This window comes from Acidovorax sp. KNOB132, from assembly GCF_057541515.1.
In genome coordinates, this window is the sequence record NZ_BAAJYT010000068.1 from 1 (window position 1) to 18,236 (window position 18,236).

At 65.3% G+C, this 18,236-nt stretch carries 20 protein-coding genes and 1 pseudogene; 12 read left to right on the forward strand and 9 right to left on the reverse strand.

Annotated elements, in window-relative coordinates; all coding sequences use genetic code 11:
- The 4 genes and pseudogenes from AC27IO_RS11500 to AC27IO_RS11515 form a co-directional block, all read left to right on the forward strand.
- Positions 1-436: pseudogene (locus tag AC27IO_RS11500) on the forward strand (aldehyde dehydrogenase family protein); the annotation flags it as partial.
- 163 nt (positions 437-599) lie between these two features.
- Complete coding sequence (locus tag AC27IO_RS11505) at positions 600-2,018, forward strand: Tle-like phospholipase domain-containing protein (protein WP_498739020.1); 1,419 nt, start codon at positions 600-602, stop codon at positions 2,016-2,018.
- Positions 2,019-2,055: 37 nt separating this feature from the next.
- Positions 2,056-2,235, forward strand: coding sequence for a DUF4062 domain-containing protein (locus AC27IO_RS11510; RefSeq protein ID WP_498739035.1), 180 nt, complete (start codon positions 2,056-2,058; stop codon positions 2,233-2,235).
- Positions 2,236-2,520: 285 nt separating this feature from the next.
- Positions 2,521-3,003 (forward strand): hypothetical protein, encoded by a 483-nt coding sequence (locus tag AC27IO_RS11515; RefSeq protein ID WP_498739021.1) that lies wholly within the window; start codon positions 2,521-2,523, stop codon positions 3,001-3,003.
- Positions 3,004-3,162: 159 nt separating this feature from the next.
- Here the strand turns inward: AC27IO_RS11515 and AC27IO_RS11520 are convergent, their stop codons facing one another.
- The 3 genes from AC27IO_RS11520 to AC27IO_RS11530 are packed head-to-tail and all read right to left on the reverse strand — an operon-like array spanning position 3,163 to position 6,680.
- Positions 3,163-4,533, reverse strand: a complete 1,371-nt coding sequence (locus tag AC27IO_RS11520; RefSeq protein ID WP_498739022.1) for an aminotransferase class V-fold PLP-dependent enzyme — start codon at positions 4,531-4,533, stop codon at positions 3,163-3,165.
- Complete coding sequence (locus tag AC27IO_RS11525) at positions 4,508-5,674, reverse strand: trans-sulfuration enzyme family protein (RefSeq protein WP_498739023.1); 1,167 nt, start codon at positions 5,672-5,674, stop codon at positions 4,508-4,510. Before AC27IO_RS11525 ends, AC27IO_RS11520 begins: the two co-directional genes overlap by 26 nt.
- A 22-nt stretch (positions 5,675-5,696) precedes the next feature.
- Positions 5,697-6,680 carry a Bug family tripartite tricarboxylate transporter substrate binding protein gene (locus AC27IO_RS11530; protein WP_498739024.1) on the reverse strand — a complete coding sequence of 328 codons (984 nt, stop codon included), beginning with the start codon at positions 6,678-6,680 and terminating at the stop codon, positions 5,697-5,699.
- Between the two features lie 158 nt (positions 6,681-6,838).
- On the opposite strand from AC27IO_RS11530, the gene AC27IO_RS11535 reads away from it, so the two are divergent.
- A complete protein-coding gene (locus AC27IO_RS11535) occupies positions 6,839-7,732 on the forward strand; it encodes a LysR substrate-binding domain-containing protein (protein WP_498739025.1) in 894 nt (297 codons plus the stop codon).
- Between the two features lie 93 nt (positions 7,733-7,825).
- On the opposite strand, the gene AC27IO_RS11540 is transcribed toward AC27IO_RS11535, so the two are convergent.
- Entirely contained in the window at positions 7,826-8,248 is a 423-nt protein-coding gene (locus AC27IO_RS11540) for a putative quinol monooxygenase (RefSeq protein WP_498739026.1), read from the reverse strand.
- 136 nt (positions 8,249-8,384) lie between these two features.
- Here AC27IO_RS11540 and AC27IO_RS11545 point away from each other — a divergent pair, with 136 nt between their 5' ends.
- Complete coding sequence (locus tag AC27IO_RS11545) at positions 8,385-9,308, forward strand: AraC family transcriptional regulator (protein WP_498739027.1); 924 nt, start codon at positions 8,385-8,387, stop codon at positions 9,306-9,308.
- A 128-nt stretch (positions 9,309-9,436) separates the two neighbouring features.
- Here AC27IO_RS11545 and AC27IO_RS11550 read toward each other — a convergent pair whose 3' ends face one another.
- Positions 9,437-9,829, reverse strand: coding sequence for a YkvA family protein (locus AC27IO_RS11550; RefSeq protein WP_498739028.1), 393 nt, complete (start codon positions 9,827-9,829; stop codon positions 9,437-9,439).
- Positions 9,830-9,926: 97 nt separating this feature from the next.
- On the opposite strand from AC27IO_RS11550, the gene AC27IO_RS11555 reads away from it, so the two are divergent.
- On the forward strand, positions 9,927-10,979 hold the full coding sequence (locus AC27IO_RS11555) for a sensor histidine kinase (protein WP_498739029.1): 1,053 nt from the start codon (positions 9,927-9,929) through the stop codon (positions 10,977-10,979).
- Between the two features lie 41 nt (positions 10,980-11,020).
- Here AC27IO_RS11555 and AC27IO_RS11560 read toward each other — a convergent pair whose 3' ends face one another.
- Positions 11,021-11,635, reverse strand: a complete 615-nt coding sequence (locus tag AC27IO_RS11560; RefSeq protein WP_498739030.1) for a putative glycolipid-binding domain-containing protein — start codon at positions 11,633-11,635, stop codon at positions 11,021-11,023.
- Between the two features lie 235 nt (positions 11,636-11,870).
- Between AC27IO_RS11560 and AC27IO_RS11565 the strand changes: the two genes are divergently transcribed.
- On the forward strand, positions 11,871-12,416 hold the full coding sequence (locus tag AC27IO_RS11565) for a GNAT family N-acetyltransferase (RefSeq protein WP_498739031.1): 546 nt from the start codon (positions 11,871-11,873) through the stop codon (positions 12,414-12,416).
- Positions 12,417-12,466: 50 nt separating this feature from the next.
- Here AC27IO_RS11565 and AC27IO_RS11570 read toward each other — a convergent pair whose 3' ends face one another.
- Positions 12,467-13,393, reverse strand: coding sequence for a LysR family transcriptional regulator (locus AC27IO_RS11570; RefSeq protein WP_284431459.1), 927 nt, complete (start codon positions 13,391-13,393; stop codon positions 12,467-12,469).
- Between the two features lie 166 nt (positions 13,394-13,559).
- Here AC27IO_RS11570 and AC27IO_RS11575 point away from each other — a divergent pair, with 166 nt between their 5' ends.
- Complete coding sequence (locus tag AC27IO_RS11575) at positions 13,560-14,303, forward strand: pirin family protein (protein ID WP_498739032.1); 744 nt, start codon at positions 13,560-13,562, stop codon at positions 14,301-14,303.
- A gap of 173 nt (positions 14,304-14,476) precedes the next feature.
- Here the strand turns inward: AC27IO_RS11575 and AC27IO_RS11580 are convergent, their stop codons facing one another.
- Positions 14,477-15,193, reverse strand: a complete 717-nt coding sequence (locus tag AC27IO_RS11580; RefSeq protein ID WP_284431460.1) for a Crp/Fnr family transcriptional regulator — start codon at positions 15,191-15,193, stop codon at positions 14,477-14,479.
- A gap of 120 nt (positions 15,194-15,313) precedes the next feature.
- Between AC27IO_RS11580 and AC27IO_RS11585 the strand changes: the two genes are divergently transcribed.
- From AC27IO_RS11585 to AC27IO_RS11595, 3 genes are read left to right on the forward strand one after another with little or no spacing between them, the layout of a single operon-like run.
- On the forward strand, positions 15,314-15,916 hold the full coding sequence (locus AC27IO_RS11585; protein WP_284431461.1) for an HD domain-containing protein: 603 nt from the start codon (positions 15,314-15,316) through the stop codon (positions 15,914-15,916).
- 47 nt (positions 15,917-15,963) lie between these two features.
- Positions 15,964-16,731: a class II aldolase/adducin family protein gene (locus AC27IO_RS11590; RefSeq protein WP_498739033.1), complete on the forward strand. Its 768-nt coding sequence runs from the start codon at positions 15,964-15,966 to the stop codon at positions 16,729-16,731.
- A gap of 14 nt (positions 16,732-16,745) precedes the next feature.
- Positions 16,746-17,624: a bile acid:sodium symporter family protein gene (locus AC27IO_RS11595; protein WP_284398860.1), complete on the forward strand. Its 879-nt coding sequence runs from the start codon at positions 16,746-16,748 to the stop codon at positions 17,622-17,624.
- Between the two features lie 140 nt (positions 17,625-17,764).
- On the opposite strand, the gene AC27IO_RS11600 is transcribed toward AC27IO_RS11595, so the two are convergent.
- Positions 17,765-18,236 (reverse strand): methyl-accepting chemotaxis protein (locus tag AC27IO_RS11600; protein ID WP_498739034.1); only part of this gene is annotated, 472 nt, incomplete at its 5' end.

The following is an 18,236-nucleotide window of genomic DNA, read 5'->3' on the forward strand; positions in this document are numbered from 1 at the left end:
AGGACGCCGTGGCCAAGGGCGCGAAGGTGCTCACGGGTGGAAAGCGCCTGGCCGACCTTGGGCGCCACCTACTACGCCCCCCACGGTGCTGGAGAACGCCGACGCGACCATGGCCTGCGCGTGCGAGGAGACGTTTCGGCCCCGGTTGGCGCCGCTCACGCGCTTTTGACAACGAACAAGAGGTTGATTCGCCGCCGCCAACGACACGCCGTTCGGGGCTTGGCCGCGTACTTCTTACAGCCAGGACGTGCGCCGCATCTGGCGCGTGGCGGAGGCCCTGGAGACGGGGATCGTGGGGATCAACGAAGGGGCGCTGGCGGCGGAGGCGGCGCCGTTCGGGGGCGTGAAGGAGTCGGGCTACGGGCGCGAGGGATCGACGCACGGGCTGGAGGATTACCTGCACACGAAGTATGTGTGCCAGGGGGGGCTGGGCTGAAGAGAAGGGCCGCTGTTGTGTCGCGTTTACCTCATAGTGGAGGATCGCGACGCAGCTTCATTTCAATGAAATAAGGCTATTTGCGGGAAGGAAGCCTCAGTAGCATTCACCCCACTTGTGCCCGACCCTGCTGGCTACTACGCTAGTGAAAAGGGAGGTGGGTATGCAAACTAATATCGCGATGCGTGCGGTCAAACTCTTCGCCGGAGTGGCTGTTAGCGCTTTTCTCGCGGGGTGCGGACTGATGACGTTCACTCACGAAACGGGAAAATATCAGACAGAGATGGCGAAAAAGGACCTCGCCGGCCAGGTAGCTTGTAGAAAGAACGAGGTTGCCGGGCGGCTCTATGACCATCGGCGCACCGGAGAGCGAAAGCCTGATTGCTACCTGGCCGTGATAACCGGCGAATCGACCATATTGCAGGAACCTCCTCCTAGTCCGCTCCCTGATGAGAAGGCCTTGAAGACGGGCCAGGTACTCCAGCCATCTGAATTGGCTCGCATCACGGATGCGCAGATTGCCATCGGCCAAGTTGCTTGGCCGGCATTGCTTTCCAAAATGGTATATCGATACCACGTGGAAAATGAAAACCGTTACGGCAAAGCCGCATGCACATACCAGGAAAGCATTCACCCACTGCGAATGCTCAACGCGGAGGCGGGTCTGGGGCCTAACGACAGCCGGTGGGAGCCTTGGCAGCTTGGAAAAATTGGTTGCAACGCTGTCGGCGGACTTTTCTATGAAACGTTTGTCAACCGGCTGTACGCCGAGAATGTGCCTGGACGCGCAACGCAGGCCATGGTCGTCTTCCGCGGCACCGAGAACTACAGCGGACAGATCATGACGGACTGGAGCACCAACTTTGCCATGGCGTTCAATGTCAGCCCCAGCCAATTCAAAAACGTCCGGGACGAGATACCGAAACTCGTGGCCGAGTTGAAGGCGGAGGAAGGCCCCGATTTGCAAATCTTCGCAGCGGGCCACTCGCTCGGCGGGAGTCTGGCGCAGCTTGCGGTCTACGTTGAACCGCAAATCCTCGCTGCGTACGCATTCAACACCTCTCCCGTGAATGGCTGGACCTGGCTACGAAGCGTAGATGGCGTGAAGCGGGATGATCCGCAAATCATTCGAGTGTCCCAAGGTGGGGAATTCCTAACCTATCTGCGCAACTACACGAATGCCGCCAATTCTCTTGTGAGACGAACTGGACGCATGGACATCGTTTTCGACTTCCCTGCCAGCAGAGATGTGAATATCGTTACCGGCGCAGGGAAACTCAGTGGCGCGACGTCTCTGCATTCCATTAGTCTGTTGGCGTGCAATTTGGCCGCGCGGGTCGCTCAGGGTACGCCGGCTGCCTTCAATTTCACGGAAAAACTGGCAGCCCAAGCCATCAAGCCACAGTGGCCAGTCCAACCGGCCGCGTCGCTGTCGGTGGCCGCCAAAACAAATGAATCAAAAGCGCAAGGGCTTTGCGACGTTCCCAATTTGCCACGCACCTGCACGGTGAACTGGATCAAAGGGATCATTGAAGGATGCCCGGAAGCAGATCAAGCCCATAAGGCCATGACGGCCCGATAGGCGCCATGCCCCTAACGTTTTTCCTCATTAGAAAATGATGGACAAGAGCTACCAAATCTTTCTTGGTTCAACCTGTGTAGACCTGAAGAAGAAGGACTGGAGGCAAGCCCTACTGGAGGTCGAATGCATTCCGTCTGGACTGGAATACTTTCCAGTGACCAACAACGGCCAGTGGTTATTTACACGAGAGCTTGTTGATCAATGTGACTACTCTTAGCCGATCGCGCCGGCCAATTGCAGACATTGAAGCCCTAGACACACGCACGTTGCTTTTTGAAGTTGGAACTGCCACTGCAGGTCTATACAGGCAGTGCGCCAGTCGCTTATGTGGTGATGGCTGAACCTGACTATGAAACCTCCGACTTCTGGCCCGGCCTAGCGATCGGATGATTGGAAAAAAGGTGCTCCGGTCAACGCCAACGTCCTTGAGGCGCTAACGCGGGTATCTGGGAGCGAACGCACGGCGCGGCTCGAGGGTAAGAATGAAATTAGGGATGCATCAGTGAACACAATTTTGAATCGGCGCGCCAGCGCTATGCTCGTTGTTACGCTTTTTCTTGCAGGTTGCGCCACCCCGATGCCCACGTCACCTGCCCGACAAACGCAGCACGACGACGCGACAATCTATATCTATCGGCCTACCTCCATCGCTCTGGGCGGGCGTGACGCCTATATCAGCCTTAACGGGCTCGAGGTCGCGCCGCTGGCCAATGGCTCCTATCTCGTCCTACGCGTACCCGAAGGCTCGTACGTCATCGAGCAGAAGTGGGCTTGGGACATCCAGATGGGCAAGGCGCCGCTAAAACTTCCCACGTTTGATTTAAAGAAGCGGCAAAAGCGCTACCTGCGTTTTTCCACCGAAGCCGGCCGGCGCTACGTGTACAACGGCATTTCGCTTGACTACGGCATCGAAGAGGTGAGCGAGACGGTTGCGCTCAATGAAACTGGCGCGGGTCAGCTGAAGCAAGTGGGCGCGAGGCAATGACTCTTTAGAGAGCGGGACGGCTTGCCCGGCGTTGAACGAGTGCTGTCAAATTGAACTGTCTCAGCCCGGTTCAATTCGAAAAGCGGCAACGCTCAAAGGGCTAGGCAAAGCGTCCGGAAAACTGGGGAAGCCCAGTTCAGAAAGTGGCACGCCCCCAACTCAAGCCAACAGATTTCGCTCCGCCTGAATGGCTGCGACCAAGCGGTCCAGCTCTTCGGTGGTGTTGAACAGCGATGGTGTCACCCGCATCACAGGCCCGGAAGCCAACCCCGACTTCGCGACCACCAGAACGCCGTGCTTTGAGATGAAGCGCTCCTGGACCTTGCGCGCCTGCTCCATGGTGCGCAGGCCCGCCAAGCGAAATGCGCTGATCGCGCCATAGTTGTCGCGCTCCTGCGGCAGCATGAGCTCGACACCAGGCACATCCCGCGCCCTGCTGACCCAGTAGTCGCGCAGGGCACGCAAGTGGGCGAACTTGCGTTCCAGGCCGATGCGCTCTTGCACGGCCAAGGCCTTGGGAATGCTGAGCCGGGCTGCCACGTCCACGGTGCCTGTCGGAATGCGGGAGCGCAGGTCCTCCGCTTTGTAGATCTTGTTGCCCAGCCACTGCTGGATGTCTGCCTGTCTTTCCTTCTTGATGTAGATGGCGCCGGTACCCAGCGGCGCGGCCACCCATTTGTGCAGCGAAAAACCGACGAAATCCGCGCCATAGGTTTTTACATCGAAGGGCATATGGCCCACAGCCTGGGCACTGTCCAGAATGACATCGACGCCCCGCGCTTTGGCCATGGCCACGATCTCGGCGACTGGTGGCACCAGGCCATTGCGGTTGGAGACATGGGTCAGCAGCAGCAACTTGGCGCGCGGTGTGTTGCGCAAGATGCTGTCGTAGGCTTGCAGCACATTGGCGCGGGTGTGGGGCTCAGGCAGGTTGAAGCGCACGACCTTGGCGCCCCGGCTTTGCTCCAGATAGTCCATGGCGTACTGCATTTCGTCATAGTCGGTGTCGGCATAGATCACCGCGTCGCCCGCGCTGAGTGGCCGGTAGTTGACGATGAGTGAATACAGGGCCTCCGTCCCCCCGCCGCACAGCGTGACCTCGTCCTGTGTGGCGCCGATGAGGTGGGCCACTGCTGCGCGCGACTTGTTGAGTTCGGGATCGCGCGGAATGCCTTGTACCGCGCTGCGCAGGAACGTGGAGTTGTACCGGTTCACCCACATCGAACGCTCGAAGTAATGGGCTTGAACCTCACGGGTCATGGCCCCGTAGTACGCCGCGTCCAGGTTGATCACCGTGCGGTCCACGTCGTAGAGCCCGGCCAGTTCCATTTGCAGTGCGCTGGAGCCTGCGGCGGCCGACATCGAAGTGGCGCCAGTGCCTGTCGTGGCAGGCGTCGTTGCGGATGCAGTGCCTATGGCCGCCGCCAGTGAGCTGGCGGTGGCGTAGCGGAAAAAGTGGCGTCGTTCAATCATGGATGGCTCTTTTCTCTTTAGGGATTGGAGGTCAGGACGGCAGTGCGCCAGCGGCATGCAGCGCTTGCTCAAGGTCTGCGATGAGCTTGCCCGAAGGCTCCAGCCCAATGGACAGTCGGACGATGCCCGCACTGAATGCGCAGTGCTTGCGTTTGCGTTGCTCTGTTTCGGGGTAGTACGCCGCCAGGCTGTGAACCCCGCCCCAGCTGGCCCCAATCTGGAACACCCGCAGTGCCGAGAAGAACTGGTGAATGGCTGCATCACTGTGGAAGTGCGGAACAAAAGACAGCACGCACCCACCACCGGTGAACGAAGCTGCCCAGCGCGTGTGGCTACGGTCTCCGGGGCGCGGCGGAAAGAGGACCTCTGTCACCGCGTCATGGCTGGTGAGCGCCGAGGCCACGGCCAGCGCACTGGCGCACTGGTGGGAATAGCGCACTTCCAGCGTGTCCATGCCCCGCAGGGCGAGGAAACAGTCTTCGGCACTCACCGCCTGCCCCAGAACACTCTGCGTGGTCCGAAACGCCTCGTACAGCGATCGGCTGTCCGTTGCGATGGTGCCGAGGAGCAGATCGGAGTGACCGCTCAAAAGTTTGGATGCAGCTTCCACCACGATGTCCACGCCCGCTGGAATGCCGCGAAACCCGAGGGGGGAGGCCCAGCTGTTGTCGAGCACCGTGCGCACGCCCGCTGTCCGGGTCACCTCCACGATGGCTGGAATGTCCTGCATCTCCATCGTGATAGAGCCTGGGGATTCGAGAAACACCAGCTTGGTTTGGGGGCGCAGCAAGCTCGCAAGGTCGGCCCCGGCCAAGGGATCGAATGTGTCGTGTTCTATGCCAAAGCGCTGCAGGTAGTCGCGGGCGAAGGTGCGCAGTGGACCATAGGCGGAGTCTGCGACGAGCACATGGTCTCCCGCCTTGAGCAGGGAAAGGGCGATCAAACACAGCGCCGCTTGCCCGGAAGGCACGGCGACACAATGGTGGGCTCCTTCCAGCGCCGCCACCCTTTCTTCCAGCGCGCGCGTGGTGGGGGTGCCAGTGACGCCGTAGGTGTAGCCGTCAAACAGGCGGTCTTTGCGGGAAGTGAAGTCTGCGACGGTGTCGAACAGGACGGTGGAGGCGCGCCAGACGGCGGGTGACAGGCTGCGAAACTGGTCGTTGGGCGCTTCGGGAGAAACGTGGGCTTGTGGGGGCATGCGGATGGCTCTTGCTGGCTGCTTATTCGGGCTTGATGCCCAGGCTGTTGACCACCTTGGCCCATTTGATGGCTTCGGCGCGTATGAAGGCCTGGGCCTCATCGGGAGAGCAACTGCCCAGCTGGATGGCAAGGCTGGAGATCCGGGACTGCACCTGCTTGTCCGCCAGCGCAGTGGCCGTCGCCTTGTGCAGCGCGGTGATGATGGGCTTGGGCACTTTGACCGGCGCCACCAACGCCCACCACTGTCCAAAGTCCATGGTGTTCAGCCCCAGCTCGCTGGCAGAGGGCACATTCGCAAGCTGTGGCACGCGCCGATTGCCCGTCACCATCAGGGGCACGATTTTTCCGGCACTGAACAGGCTGCTCGCGCTTGCCAAGGTGCAAAAGTGACCGCTCAGAACACCCGCCGCCACATCGGTCAATGCGGGCGCTGAGCCTTTGTACGGAATCATCTGCAATTCCAGCTTGGCCTCTTTGGCATACAGACCCGCCGCCAGATGGCTGATGCTGCCCGTGCCGCTGGTGGCGATGCTCAGAGGCTCTGCCGCCTTTTTCGCATCGGCCACAAATTTCTGGTGCTGCCCAGCCTGGTACTTCTGCGCATCCACGAAAAGGACCAGGGGAGAGACTCCGAGGGTGGAGATCGCCGCCGAGTCGTTCATGATGTCGTAGGGCATCTTCTGATAAATCGACGGTGCAATCGCGTGCGCCAGTTCGATGATGGCCAGCGTGTACCCGTCCGCCGCCGACTTCACCATTGCGTCCACACCCAGGCGGCCTGCAGCGCCGGGACGGTTGTCGATCACCACCGGTTTGCCCAGCCCATCGGCCATGCTCTGGCCGACTGCACGGGCCAGCACATCGGTGCTGCCGCCCGCAGACCAGGGCACGATCAGTTTGATGGGCCTGTCGGGGTATGGCGCCTGCGCCCACAGCGAAGCACCGGGCAGCAACATCGCTGCGCTGGCAGCACCCCCCTTTTGCAACAACGATCTGCGATCCATGGCCGTGGTCCTTTCAATGTTGGTGGGGCCGACCCATCAGCACCAGCGGGCAGTGCGCGTGGTCCGTAGGCCGGCGAATGAGAGGACTTTAGAATCCAGATCGATAACAATCAATGATGCAACCGATGGGGTCTATGCACAAAGCTGATAGGTGGTGAATGAACTTTCGTCAGATCGAAGCCTTTCGCGCGGTGATGGTGACGGGCTCTGCGTCCCGCGCTGCGGACCTGCTGCAGATCAGCCAACCGGCCATCAGCCGCAGCATTCTGGAGCTGGAGAAGACCACCGGGTTCGCGCTGTTCGACCGGGTCCGTGGTCGGTTGGTGCCCACCGCCGAAGGCCATCTCTTCTTTCGTGATGTGGAGACCACGTTCCAGGGCCTGGACAGACTGCGGATCAGCGCAGCGCGTATTCGGGACTTTGGGACGGGCGACATCCGCATTGCCAGCCTGGCGGCGATGGGATCGACCCTGGTGCCCCATGCGCTGCGCTTGTTTCGGCAAAAGCACCCGTCGATTGCCGTCACTTTGCAGGTGGCCAGCTCAGCCACCGTGCGCGAGCTGGTGGTGAGCAGCCGTTTCGAGGTCGGTCTGGCTGCTGACGAAATCGATGTTGCGGGACTGGAGCACCAGTTGTTCGCCACGCCCAAAGCAGTCTGTGCCATGCCCGAGGGGCACAGGCTGTGCGCGCGCAAGGTGGTCAAGCCGGAGGACCTTCACGAGGAGGCCTTCATCGCGCTCTCGCCGGAGGACACTGTGCGCAGAAAACTGACGCGAATTCTGGAGGCTGGCGACGTCAGGCCCAAGGTGGTGGCAGAGACCCCCAATTCATCCACCGTGTGCGCGCTGGCGATGGAAGGGCTGGGCGTGGGGCTGGTCAACCCCTACGCCACAGACGGTTATGCGGCCCGGGGCGTGGTGTTTCGCCCATTCTCTGCAGCGCTGCACTTTCGAACCTTGCTGATCTTTCGGCCGGATCTTCCCAAGTCACGCATCGTGCGTGACTTGGCGGCTTGTCTGCTGAGTGCGCGCAACGCCAAAGCAGATCGGTGAACTCCCGAGGGATGTGAAATGCGTCCACGTTTGCTGAACAGATGACCCCAACCAGCCTGTTTTGCCTTATTTGACAGTCATCCTCACGGCTTTTTACTCATCCCGGCAATAAGAAAAATAGTCCTTGCTCAGCAACACATCCACGCGATGCACCTGGGCCGCCTCGGCAAGGATCGCATTCATCCGCGCCACGTCGCGAAAGATATCGCCCCCTCCGCCATCGACATGCGCCTGCCGCCCCGCCAGATCGGGAAACGCTTCAAAAATCGCAAAGCGTCTTTCCGAAAACCGAACGGCGAACCATGGACCCGTGGCGGGCTCGGCCTCGACGCAGGCCCGGATGTCGCGCAGCATCTGCACCACCGCCTCCTCCTGGCCAGGGCGCGCCTCGATCTCGATGAAGAAGGCCTTGCGGCCCTCAGCGCCTTGTTCTCCCAGCACCTGCACACCCCGGTGCGGTGCGCGGGCAGGTTCGGCGGCGGGCGGGTCCTCGTGCGGGGGCGGCAGCGGAGTCATGGGTGCCTTTCGGGGTTCGGTACAACGCAACGACTGTAGGGTCGCGCTCACTCCGTTGTCTGCCCGAAGATCGGCATTCCTTGCCTGATCGTCCAGGCCGGTTGCGGCGGGCCGGCCTTCCTGGCCAGAATGCGCCATGGCGGACGACGAATTGACGCAAGCGGTCTTGCGCTACACAGGCACCACGCACCAGCGGACGGGCGGCATCACCGCCACGCGGGTGCGCGGCCTGTACCTGGTCCGGCGCACGGCGCCGAGCGCGTTGGAGCACGCGGTGGAGCAGCCTCTGGTGTGCCTGGTGCTGCAGGGCCGCAAGCGGGTCGCCATGGGCAGCCGCACGGTGTCCTATGTGGCGGGCGACACGATGATCGTCACGGCCAACGTGCCCACGGCCAGCCGCATCAGCCAGGCCAGCATCGCCCAGCCCTATCTGGCCGTTGCGCTGGAGCTGGACCCGGCGGTGATCACCGATCTGGTCCTGGGATCGCCGGGGGGCGATGCGCCTCCCGCCGCGCCCGACGCGGCCGACACGGGCGATGAGGAGGATCTGCGCGATGCCGTGCGTCGGCTGGTGCGGCTGCTGGACCGGCCCGAATCGCTCGCGGTGCTCAAAGAGGGCTTGGTCCGGGAGATCCACCATTGGCTGCTGCGGAGCCGCCAGGGCGCTGTGATCCGCCACCTGGGCCTGCCCGACAGCCACGCGCGCCGCATTGCGCGCGCGGTGGCGATCCTGCGGGCCGAGCCCGCGCGGCCGGTGCGTATCGAGCAACTGGCAGCGGCGGCCGGCATGGGCCGCTCGGCGTTCCATCGGCACTTTCGGACCATCACGTCGCTGTCGCCGCTGCAGTTCCAGAAAGCACTGCGGTTGATGGAGGCGCGGCGGCTGATCCTGTCGCAGGGCAAGAGCATGAGCCAGGTCGCTTTCGAAGTGGGGTACGAGAGTGCCTCGCAGTTCAGCCGCGAATACGCCCGCATGCATGGTCAGCCTCCCACCAGGGACAAGCGGCAGGCATCCGGCCGGGTGGGCATGGTCTGCACTGCGGGTATCGCCAAGGGCTAGCTGGCCCATCGGACTTGCAGGCGTTTGCTATTAAATATGTAGCGGAATGCCATAGTGCTGATTGCGCTGGAGCCCGAAAAGGCAAAAAGCGCCGCCCGCTCGCCTGCACCGGCAGGCAAAGCAATGAGCTACCACCAGCGCTGAACCAGCAGGTACCCCACAACGCCGGCCCCCAGCCAGACCCCCAGAACCAGAAACACCCCTGCTCGGCTGCGAGGCTTCTTGCCTTCCGTGCGCATCCATTCTTCCGCCTGGCTTCGGCAGGAAGCCAGCACGGGCGCGGGCAGCAGCTTCACCGTGAGCCAGATCAGCGCCGGCAGCAAGAGGACGTCGTCCACATAGCCCAGGACGGGGATGAAGTCCGGAATCAGGTCGATCGGGCTGAGCGCATAGGCCACGACGAACATGCCCAGGGCTTTCGCGTGCCACGGCGTGGCGGGGCTCTTGCAGGCGAACCAGAGCGTGACGCCGTCTCGCTTGATGCGCCAGGCCCAGGCCTTCAGGGTTTCGTGGACGGACATGGTGCGGGCAGGGGTTGGGAGACCGATTTTGTGGCAGAACCCGCAGAGCGCCCGCGGCACGGCAAAGTGGGGCCAAAGCCCTGGCATCATCGCGCGCATGAATCGCCACTATCTGACCGCCGTCGCCGCCGTGGCGGCAGCGCTGCTGTTGCGCTACCTGCTCAATCCGGTGCTGGGGCAGCAGGGGCCGTACCTCATTTTGACGGTGCCGATCGTGGTGGCCGCGATCTATGGCGGGTTCGGCCCGGCACTGCTGGCCACGGTGCTGGGCACGTCGGTGGGCACGTACCTGTTCATCGAGCGCGGCGCTGGTTTGCGCGAGGTGCTGCAGCCAGAGAACGTGGCCCGACTTCTGCTTTTCCTGGCGATCGGCCTGGGCATCGGTCTGATGGGCGGGCAACTGCGGCGCTCGCGCGTGGCGCTGGCGGAAAAGATGCAGCAGCTCAAAGCCAGCAACCGTGCCAAGGACAACGCCATGGCCATCCTCGGCCATGAGATCCGCAACCCGCTGTCCGCCATCCATTCCGCGCAGGCGGTGCTGCAGCGCTCGCCCGGCGATGAAAAACGGGTGCTGCGGGCCAGCGAGATGATTGGCCGCCAGGTGGCGCAACTCACGCGCATGGCGGACGACCTGCTCGACCTGTCCGGGCTGATGCGCGCAAGCCCGCCGCCGAAGGTGCCGGTGGATCTGCAGCAGGTGCTGCGACAGGCGCTCGAGCAGAGCGCGCCGTTGGTGGCCAAGAAGGGCCACCGGCTCGACGCCGATCTGGGCGATGCGCCCGTGGTGGTCACTGGCGATGCGCTGCGGCTGGTCCAGGTGTTCGCCAATCTGTTGACCAACGCCGCCAAGTACACCGATCCCGGTGGCGAGATCGTCCTGCAGGTGCAATGGCGCGGCGAGCGCCAGGTGGCGGTGGCGATCCGGGACAACGGCGTGGGCCTGCCTCCAGGCTCCGTGGCCGACTTGTTCGAGCCGTTCGTCCAGGCACCGGGCGCCGCCTCGAATGCGGAAGGCGGGCTGGGCCTGGGACTGGCGATCGTGCGCAAGATCGTGCTGGCCCACGGGGGCGAGGTGGTGGCCGAGAGCCAGGGACTGGGCCTGGGCAGTGAGTTCACGGTGGTGCTTCCCCTGGCCCGCACGGGCACCTGAAGGCGCCGCCGCCCGGCGCGGCGGCCCGCGCTGCACCAGGGTCAGGAGGCCGGTCGGATGCGTTCGAAGAGGCCTTCATAGCGCTCGACGAAACCGTTGGCGTCCACCGTCAGGAGGGCTTCGAATCCCCTGAAAAGGCCCAGGTCCACATAGCGCAGCTGCCTCGGTCCGAGCCGGTCGTACCGCTGCCGCGACCGCGTGACGGTCCACTCCAGTGCGTCGATGAAGGCGGTTTCCAGGCGGAGGCTTTTGCCGGTGGACAGCGGCGTGCGCAGGATCGGGAAGGTGTTGCAGAAAGGGGTCGCGGACAGGTCGGGTTCTTCGGCGCCGTCCAGATCGGTGCGCGGCTTGCCGTCGACGGTCCAGCCGCTGCCGTTGCGTTCGAGCGCCAACCGCCGGTGGCCGTTGGCGTTCCAGCGCTCGACCTCGACCGACTGCGTGCGCCAGTCGGGTGTGATCCGCCAGCGATGGGTGAGTTGGAAGCCGCCGCCCTCCAGGCCGATCACCGTGGCGGATGCGGTGATGCCGTCCTGCGCGACGTGCAGCGCCAGCCGCTCCAGGCTGGCATTGGCCGTTCCGCGCCAGAACAAAACGGATGTGCCGGGTGTGGCGCAAGCGGGTGCGGGAGTGGGGTCGGAAGCAGGGGCGATGGGCATGGTGCGGGCTCCTTCAGGCGGCTGCACCAGCGAAGAAGCCGGGTCCGCGGTTTCGGTTCTGGTGCAGGATGGTGCGCAGATTCCATTAAGATGGAAACATATTCCACTTTACTGGACGGGGCGATGGTGGCATGAAAGGCAACAGGGCCGGCGGGCCGCTTTCGCAGGGCGTTCTGCCGATGCCGCCGGATTGTTCCAAAGCGCTGAAGTCCGCCCGCCGTTCGGCATGTTCCCCATGAATCACACCCCCATCCCCGAGGTTCGACTGATCGACTGCGACGAGGTCGCCCATGCGGGGGCAATTCTCGACATTCTGAACGAGGCCATCGCTCATTCGACGGCCCTCTACGACTATGCGGCACGCCCGCCATCGGCGATGTCTGCCTGGTTCGCCACGAAGCGCGCGAACGGCTTTCCCGTGGTGGGAGCGGTCGACGCGCAAGGCGCGTTGATGGGTTTTGCCTCGTGGGGCACTTTCAGGGCGTTTCCGGCCTACAAGTACACGGTGGAGCACAGCGTCTACGTGCACAAGGACTGCCGTGGGCGCGGGCTGGGCGCGCTGCTGATGCGAACGCTGGTGGAGCGGGCCCGGGCCGCGGGCCTGCACGCGATGGTGGGCTGCATCGACGCGGCCAACGAGGGGAGCATCCGGCTGCACCGGCAATTGGGGTTCGTCCATACGGGCACGATGCCGCAGGTGGGGTTCAAGTTCGGCCGGTGGCTGGATGCGGCGTTCTACCAGCTCACGCTGGAGACGCCGCTCGATCCGGTGGACGGTTAGGCGGCGGACCGTTCGGTGCTGGTGAGAGGGCGCGCCGCGCCGCGCCGTCCTCAAGCCGCCGGGGCCGCGCGCGCTTCGCCGCAATCCGGGTATTGCCGCAGCCGCTCGATCAGCCATCGGCCCGCAGGCCCGGGCAGCGCGTCGCGCCGATAGACCGCTTTCATCTCCAGCATGGGATCGCCCTGCACGCCGGTCTCCACCTGGATGCGCACCAGCCGCCCGTCGCGCAGGTCGTCTTCCACCATGGGCCGGGGCATGTGCCCCCAGCCGAGGCCGGCGCGCAGGAAGGCGTGCTTGGCGCCGATGTCCGCCAGGCGCCACACGGTGTCGCCCAGCACGCCGAAGTCGCGGCCGGCGGTGAGGGGCGAGCGGTCGGTGAGGACGAGCTGAACATGGCCTTTCAGCTGCTGGCGAGTCAGCCGGCCCGGCTGCTGGGCCAGCGGCGATCCCGGGGCCGTCACGGTGACCATGGGCACGCCCATGAGCGGCACCTGTTCGAACTCGGGCGGAATGACGGGCAGCGAACCCATCACGCCCACGCGGCAGCGCCCGTCCAGCACCCATTGGGCCGCGGCGCCGAGTGCCTCCACCTGCAGTTGCAGCGTGGTGCCGGGAAAGGCGAGGGCAAAGGCGCCGATGGCGTCGGTCAGCGCCGCCATGGGGAACATGACATCGACCACGACCGACAGTTCGGGCTCCAGGCCGGCGGCCATCGAGCGTGCCTCGGCCTTGAGCGTGTCGGCCGCGCGAACGATGTCGCGAGCGCGGCCGGCCAGGGCCTGACCCTCCGGGGTGAGGGCGGGCAGTCGCGCCGCCCGGGTGAACAGCGTGACGCCGAGTTGCGCCTCCAGCCCGGCGATGGCCTGGCTGACGACCGACTGCGCCCGGCCGACGCGGCGGCCGGCGGCCGAGAAGCTGCCGGTTTCCACCGCGGCGACGAAGATGCGCAGGTGGTCCAGGGAGACGCCATCGAGCATGGTGATGTCCTCAATCCATCGTTAAAGCAGATGGATCATATTCAATCAAATAGGCTTCGCAGATGGAGGGCGCGTCTCTACATTGGGTGGGCAGCGGCGCCACGGCAAACCGGATGTGGCACCGGCGCAGATTTGTCCAGCACTTCTTTGTCAGGAGCACCCCACCATGTCCGCCTTGCTTTCCCCCTCCGCCCAGCGAACCATCGTGCGGCGCACCCGTGGCCGTGGACACGGTCCCATCACCCGGCTGATGAGCCCTGGCGACCTGGGCCAGGTGCTCAAGCCTTTCGTGTTTCTGGATCTGTTCCAGGGCGAATCGTCGTTTGCCGGTGGCATGCCCATTCACCCGCACTCGGGGCTGGCCACCGTCACGGTGGTGACCGAGGGCGACTTTCGCTTCGACGACGCGGTCTCGGGCGAGGGGGAATTGGCCTACGGCGGCGTGGAGTGGATGCGCTCCGGGGGCGGCGTGTGGCATGGCAAGGAGCTTTCACCAGGGCAGTCGCCGCGCATCGCGGGTTTCCAGCTCTGGCTGGCCCTGCCGCCCGAACTGGAAAACGGCCCGGTGGACAGCCAGTACATCGAGGCCAAGGCCATGCCCGCCAGCGGCCCGGTCACGGTGATCCTAGGCGAATACGCCGGCCTTCGCAGCCCGGTGCGGGCACCGGAGGGCGTTCACTACCTGCTCGTCACGCTGCAGCCCGGCCAGGCATGGACGTATGCGCCGCCCCAGGGGCACGATGCGGCCTGGCTGGCGGTCAGCCACGGCCAACTGGTCGGTCCCAACGCGGTGGCCACCGGCGAGATGGCGGTGTTTGGCGCATCCGGCACGATCGAGCTGCAGGCCTCGCAGGAGCGCAGCGCGGTGTTCGTGATCGGGTCCGCGAGCCGCATCCGCATGATCTGGTAACGGGCACGTATTCGGTGCACACCAGCCGGGCGGCCCTGGCGAAGGGGGAGGCAGGCATTCAGGCACTGGCCGAGCGCATGGCACTGCGCCCTGCGGGGCCGCAGCGGCGCACGGCGGTGTTCAGCGGCTGACGGCATCGCGCCGCCGGGCGAGCACGGTGGGCACGGGCCCGTTCAGTTCGCGCCGCCCACGCGCTGCAGTGCTTCCAGGTGCAGCAGTTCGATGCGCCGGTAGCGCAGGCCGATCAGGCCTTCCTGCGCTAGGGCGTTGAGCTCTTTCGACAGGGTCTGCCGCGTCACGCCGAGCATCATGGCCAGCGCCTCCTGCGGCACGGCCACGCTGGGCCGCAAGGTGGCGGACTGGGTGGCGTCGCCGCGCGCCAGGGCCAGCAGGCGGTGCACCACGCGCACGCGCAGCCCGCGCAGGGTGGCGTCTTCCATCATGCTGTACAGGCCCCGCACCCGTGAGGCAAGCAGGGTGGCCATGGCGTTGGCGAACACGGGGTCGGCCATCTGCGCGGCGAAGGCGGCGGGCGGCACCACGAGCAGATCGACCCCGGTGAGCGCGGTGGCGTCGTGCGTGCGCGGCGAGCCGTCGATGAGGGTGATCTCGCCGAACCAGTTGCCCGGCTCCAGCAGCACCAGGATGGCTTCGCGCCCGTCGTCGCGCAGCGTGGAGATCTTGAGGGTGCCGGCCAGCAGGCCGTAGAACCCGCTGCCGGCCGTGCCCACCGGGTCGCCCTGGCGAAAGGGCATGGCGCCACGCTGCAGGTGCACCAGTTCCGCCGTGCCCAGCAGGCCATTGCGCTGCGCGGCGGGCAGGGCCGCGAACCAGGGATTGCCTTCCAGGGTGCGGCGTTGGGCGGGTGACAGCGGGGGCGTGTGGGGCATGCAGGGCGGTGTGCGGTCCGGCGCGGGCGGGTAAACCAAGGGGTCGAACTGTCAATTATTGGACAGTTGGCGGGGCAGGGCGCGCCTACAGTGGCCCGGTTCCCCCACGGAGACAACACGATGCAGACCCATCAAAAGGCGACTTTCGTGCGCATGCAGGACAGCACGCGCGAGGACTGGCAGACCATCGGCGGCGAGTTCATGCAGTTCTCGCGCGGCCTGGCGGACCGGGTGGCGGCGCACCTGCGCATCCTGGAAGGCGACTACGGCGGCTTTCCGGTGGACCGGTATACCCATTCGCTGCAGACCGCCACCCGCGCGCTGCGCGATGGCCAGGACGAGGAGTACGTGGTGTGCGCGCTGCTGCACGACATCGGCGACACGCTGGGCTCGTTCAACCACCCCGACATCGCGGCCGCCATCCTGCAGCCGTTCGTGAGCGAGGCCAACCACTGGATGGTCCAGCACCACGGCATCTTCCAGGGCCATTATTTCTTTCACCACATCGGGCTGGACCGCCACCTGCGCGACCAGTTCGCGGGGCACCCGCACTACCAGCAGACGGCCGAGTTTTGCGAGCGCTACGACAACCCGGCGTTCGACCCGCATGCCGAGACGCTGCCGCTCGACACCTTCATGCCGATGCTGCGGCGCGTGCTGGCCCAGCCGCGCCAGAGCCTCTACAAGGCGGCGCTGCAGCCGCCGCAGCCGGCCGCCGCCTGACGGCTGCCGGCGCCCTCTGTCCCATGCACCCACCCCAAGGAATGTCCATGAATGCGATCTCCCCGTCCGAATTCCGGCAACTCGTGTCTGCCGAAGAGTGGCAGTTGCGCGTCGATCTGGCCGCCTGCTACCGCCTGGTGGCCCTGCACGGCTGGAGCGACCTGGTGTTCACCCACATTAGCGCGCGGGTGCCGGGGCCGGAGCACCACTTTCTCATCAACCCCTACGGCCTGATGTTCGACGAGATCACGGCGTCCAGCCTGGTCAAGGTGGATTCGCAATGCAACAAGGTGATCGACTCGCCCCACCCGGTGAACCCGGCGGGCTTCGTGATCCACAGCGCGGTGCATGCGGCGCGCGACGATATCCAGTGCGTGCTGCACACCCACACGCGGGCCGGCATCGCCGTGAGCGCGCAAAAGGACGGCGTGCTGCCCATCAGCCAGCAGTCGACCTTCGTGCTGGCCTCGCTGGCCTATCACGACTATGAAGGCGTGGCGATCCGCGACGACGAGAAGACCCGCCTGCAGGCCGATCTGGGCCACGCCAACTTCCTCATGCTGCGCAACCACGGCCTGCTCACCTGCGGCAAGACGGTGGCGGATGCGTTCCTGGCCATGTACACGTTCGAATCCACCTGCCAGATCCAGATCGCCGCGCAGTCGGGCGGCGGGGAGCTGACGCGGGTGCACCCGCAGATCGTGCAGGGGGTGGGCCATGCGATGAAGGTGCAGACGGGCGGCCTGGGCGGGCAGTTCGTCTGGCCCGCGCTGATCCGCAAGCTCGACCGCACCGACCCGGGCTACCGCGACTGAGCGCGGCGGCCCCGATGGACAGCACCCTCATCGTCACGCGCTTTCTGTTCGGCGCGCTGGCACTCGTCATGTTCGGGCTCGGCCTCACCCTCCGGGTGGCCGACTTCCGGCGGCTGCTGCACAGCCCCAAGGCCGTGGGCATTGCGCTCGGCCTGCAGGTGATCGGCCTGCCGATCCTGTGCTACGCGATCATCCGCGCCTTCGGGTTGTCGCCGATGTTCGCCATCGGCCTCATGCTGCTGGCCGCGTCGCCGGGCGGCATCTCGGCCAACCTGTTTTCCCACCTGTTCGGCGGCAACGTGGCGATGAACATCTCGCTGACGGCGGTGAACACGCTGCTGTCCATCGTCACGCTGCCGATCATCGCCAACGCGGCCATCGCCCACTTCGCCCAGAGCGGGCAGGTGGTGCCGATCCAGACCGGCAAGCTCCTGGAGGTGATCGCCATCGTGCTGGTGCCGGTGGGGTTGGGCATGGCCGCGGCGGCCCGCTGGCCGGCCTTCGCGGCGCGCATGGAAAAGCCGGTGAAGGTCTTCAGCGCGCTGGTGCTGGCGGTGGTGTCCATCCTGTCCATCGCCAAGGAGTGGAGTTCGATCGCGAGCACCTTCGCCGAGATCGGGCCGGCGGTGCTGGTGTTCAATCTGGCGAGCCTGCTGTCCGGCTACTACCTGAGCCGCGCGGCCGGGCTGGACAAGCCGCTGGCCACCGCGGTGAGCTACGAGATCGGCATCCACAACTCGACGCTGGCCATCTTCATCGCCCTGAGCGTGCTGGGCAGCTACACGCTGGCGCTGCCCGCGGCCATCTACTCGGTGCTGATGTACATCACGGCGCCGCTGTTCGGCTGGCTGCTGCTTCGCCGTCCGGCGCCTGCGGTGCCGGCTCAGAATTAGTGCGCCTGCGGTGCCGGCTCAGAGCTAGAGCGCCTGCGGTGCCCGTTTCACGCGAGGGTGCTGCTGCGCACACCACCCAGAACCATCTGCCCCCCGCGGGCCGCCGGCCCCGTGCCGGCCAGCCCGCGCTGCGGGCCTGGTCAGGCGCGCAGCAGGCGGGTGGAAGGCCGTGGCGAGACCTTGGGCGCCGGGGCCGGCGTGGGGTGGTGCTCGGCCGCAAGGGCGGCGGCCTCGCCCAGCTGGAACACGGCCAGCGCCTCGCGCAGCACGGCCACCTGCGAGGCCATGGCCGAGGTGGCGGCACTGGCTTCTTCCACCATGGCGGCGTTCTGCTGCGTCATCTCGTCCATCTGCGAGACGGCGCGGTTCACCTCTTCGATGCCGGCCGTCTGCTCCACGTTGGCCGAGGCGATGCCTTCCATCAGGCCCGAGATGCGGTGCACGGACTCGACCACTTCGCCCATGGTCTTGCCGGCTTTCTCGACCAGCTCGGAGCCGGCATGGACCTCGTTGACCGATTCGCTGATGAGGGTCTTGATTTCCTTGGCGGCGGCCGCGCTGCGCTGGGCCAGCCCGCGCACTTCGGAGGCCACCACGGCGAAGCCCCCGGCC

What these genes read in the sequence shown, in the direction of transcription:
- AC27IO_RS11505 (WP_498739020.1), top strand. Translation starts at nt 600, where the DNA reads ATGCAAACTAATATCGCGATGCGTGCGGTCAAACTCTTCGCCGGAGTG.
- AC27IO_RS11510 (WP_498739035.1), top strand. Translation starts at nt 2,056, where the DNA reads ATGGACAAGAGCTACCAAATCTTTCTTGGTTCAACCTGTGTAGACCTG.
- AC27IO_RS11520 (WP_498739022.1), bottom strand. Translation starts at nt 4,533, where the DNA reads ATGCCGCTGGCGCACTGCCGTCCTGACCTCCAATCCCTAAAGAGAAAA.
- AC27IO_RS11525 (WP_498739023.1), bottom strand. Translation starts at nt 5,674, where the DNA reads ATGCCCCCACAAGCCCACGTTTCTCCCGAAGCGCCCAACGACCAGTTT.
- AC27IO_RS11530 (WP_498739024.1), bottom strand. Translation starts at nt 6,680, where the DNA reads ATGGATCGCAGATCGTTGTTGCAAAAGGGGGGTGCTGCCAGCGCAGCG.
- AC27IO_RS11535 (WP_498739025.1), top strand. Translation starts at nt 6,839, where the DNA reads ATGAACTTTCGTCAGATCGAAGCCTTTCGCGCGGTGATGGTGACGGGC.
- AC27IO_RS11540 (WP_498739026.1), bottom strand. Translation starts at nt 8,248, where the DNA reads ATGACTCCGCTGCCGCCCCCGCACGAGGACCCGCCCGCCGCCGAACCT.
- AC27IO_RS11545 (WP_498739027.1), top strand. Translation starts at nt 8,385, where the DNA reads ATGGCGGACGACGAATTGACGCAAGCGGTCTTGCGCTACACAGGCACC.
- AC27IO_RS11550 (WP_498739028.1), bottom strand. Translation starts at nt 9,829, where the DNA reads ATGTCCGTCCACGAAACCCTGAAGGCCTGGGCCTGGCGCATCAAGCGA.
- AC27IO_RS11555 (WP_498739029.1), top strand. Translation starts at nt 9,927, where the DNA reads ATGAATCGCCACTATCTGACCGCCGTCGCCGCCGTGGCGGCAGCGCTG.
- AC27IO_RS11560 (WP_498739030.1), bottom strand. Translation starts at nt 11,635, where the DNA reads ATGCCCATCGCCCCTGCTTCCGACCCCACTCCCGCACCCGCTTGCGCC.
- AC27IO_RS11565 (WP_498739031.1), top strand. Translation starts at nt 11,871, where the DNA reads ATGAATCACACCCCCATCCCCGAGGTTCGACTGATCGACTGCGACGAG.
- AC27IO_RS11570 (WP_284431459.1), bottom strand. Translation starts at nt 13,393, where the DNA reads ATGCTCGATGGCGTCTCCCTGGACCACCTGCGCATCTTCGTCGCCGCG.
- AC27IO_RS11575 (WP_498739032.1), top strand. Translation starts at nt 13,560, where the DNA reads ATGTCCGCCTTGCTTTCCCCCTCCGCCCAGCGAACCATCGTGCGGCGC.
- AC27IO_RS11580 (WP_284431460.1), bottom strand. Translation starts at nt 15,193, where the DNA reads ATGCCCCACACGCCCCCGCTGTCACCCGCCCAACGCCGCACCCTGGAA.
- AC27IO_RS11585 (WP_284431461.1), top strand. Translation starts at nt 15,314, where the DNA reads ATGCAGACCCATCAAAAGGCGACTTTCGTGCGCATGCAGGACAGCACG.
- AC27IO_RS11590 (WP_498739033.1), top strand. Translation starts at nt 15,964, where the DNA reads ATGAATGCGATCTCCCCGTCCGAATTCCGGCAACTCGTGTCTGCCGAA.
- AC27IO_RS11595 (WP_284398860.1), top strand. Translation starts at nt 16,746, where the DNA reads ATGGACAGCACCCTCATCGTCACGCGCTTTCTGTTCGGCGCGCTGGCA.